Raw genomic sequence first — 1829 nt, 5'->3', positions numbered from 1 at the left:
AAGAAAGGGGGGTCATTCTTCAACGCCGATAGAGGGTCAGAATTGGACGCCGATTGACAGGTAGAGCGGGAGAAGGGCGACCGGCGCCTATTCCTGACAACAGTCGATGGGAACATCGCCGGCAACGCAATCGAGGAGATGGCTTCAATCGGAGTGCATCTGGTAATCCCGGAAAGCCTGAAGAAGGCAAAGGAAACGGAATACGGAGAATACGAGACCGTCTTGACTTTCAGGGAGCTATGCTCGGACGTGGTGAGTCCGTCGATAGGACGATGGATCTGATCTTGTCCGGAGTTTTGGTCAATTGGACGAAGAAATCTGCCAGTCTCCTCGCGGCCCTATCCGGACATTCGCCGGTCGGCCCGTCGCCGCATCGCGGCTTCACCGAACCAGACGTTCGCAAAGCGCGCAGCATCTCCACCACCCAGATGGCCACTATGCGGACAAAGCCGGCACATGAGTTCTAACCGTCGCCGAGTGGTCCCAGTCCTGAAATGAAATTCATATCGAGAGCGAAACGCCTGACGCCACGCGTTCCAATTTGCGGGCGCATCCGCCGCATCCGTCCCTTGCCGCTGGCAAAGTAGAACCGGTCGTAAAACCGTCTACCAAGCTGGGTCTTGCGTGTTAGCATAATCGGAACCAGCGGTGTGTCACCGCCAGAACCTTGATACAGTGCGGATTGTTGGAGAATGAAAAGGATTGGCCTCGACGCGACCGACATTCGCATCCTTTGCGCGGTGCAGCAATATGGCCAGCTGAGTAAGACGAAGCTTGCCGAGATTGCCAACATATCGGCGACGCCGTGTTGGGCTCGGCTGGATCGGCTCAAGGTGGCGGGTCTGATCCGGGGTTATCACGGTGATATCGCTATCGACCGAATATGCGCTATCACGCAAGTCACGGTCACCGTATCGCTGACCCATCACCGCAAGGCCGACTTTGACAGGTTCGAAGCCTTTGTCATAGGCCGGGACGAGATCACGGAATGCATCGCTACGGGCGGCGGCATGGATTACGTCCTGAAGGCCGTCAGTTCCAGTCTCACGTCGTTTCAGGCACTGATGCAGGCGATGCTGGATGCAGATCTGGGCGTAGACCGATACATGACTTACATCGCGACTCGTATCGTCAAGGCAGGTCGGCCAAACCTTGCCAAACTGGCGGCAAAAGACGTCAGCTGACCCGCTCAGACCAAACGAGACAATCTCTGCCCGAAAATCAGCCTGTACAGTCTGAAACCGCCGATTTTTCAGACCGAACATGCGCCCTTTAAGACCCTAAGTTCGCCTCAGGTTTAATCGGTCCCGGACCATCCAACCGGTGACGCATGAGGGGGAATATGATGCACGCAGACGACTTCGGCTTTGGCACACAGATCCGGAAATCACCCTATTTCGACGCCACCGTGCGTTGGAGAGCCACGGGATTTTCCGTCTACAACCACATGTATATCCCGCGCGATTTCGGCGATCCGGAACAGAATTTCTGGAACCTCGTCAACAATGCGATCCTCTGTGACGTCGCCGTCGAGCGCCAGGTCGAGATCACCGGCCCCGATGCCGCGCGCTTCGTCCAGATGCTGACGCCCCGCGATCTGTCGAAGATGGCCGTGGGACAGTGCAAATACGTGCTCATCACCAATGCCGCCGGCGGCATCCTGAACGATCCGATCCTGCTGCGCCTGGCCGAGAACCACTTCTGGATCTCGCTCGCCGACAGCGACATCCTGCTTTGGGCGCAGGGCGTGGCGGTGCACTCCGGACTGGACGTCACCATCGGCGAGCCAGACGTCTCTCCGCTGCAACTGCAGGGCCCCAAGTCGGGAG

General features: G+C 57.7%; 1 protein-coding gene and 1 pseudogene. Both read left to right on the top strand.

Going from position 1 to position 1829, the window contains the following annotated elements; translation table 11 throughout:
- Nucleotides 1-692: 692 nt before the first annotated feature.
- Nucleotides 693-1184 (top strand): Lrp/AsnC family transcriptional regulator, encoded by a 492-nt coding sequence (locus tag WA989_RS01575; protein WP_424338775.1) that lies wholly within the window; start codon nucleotides 693-695, stop codon nucleotides 1182-1184.
- A gap of 158 nt (nucleotides 1185-1342) precedes the next feature.
- A pseudogene (locus tag WA989_RS01570) lies at nucleotides 1343-1829 on the top strand (glycine cleavage system protein T); the annotation flags it as partial.

The sequence above is a fragment of the Henriciella sp. genome, from assembly GCF_049649345.1.
Taxonomy (GTDB): Bacteria; Pseudomonadota; Alphaproteobacteria; order Caulobacterales; family Hyphomonadaceae; genus Henriciella.
This window is presented reverse-complemented; position numbering and strand designations above follow the sequence as displayed.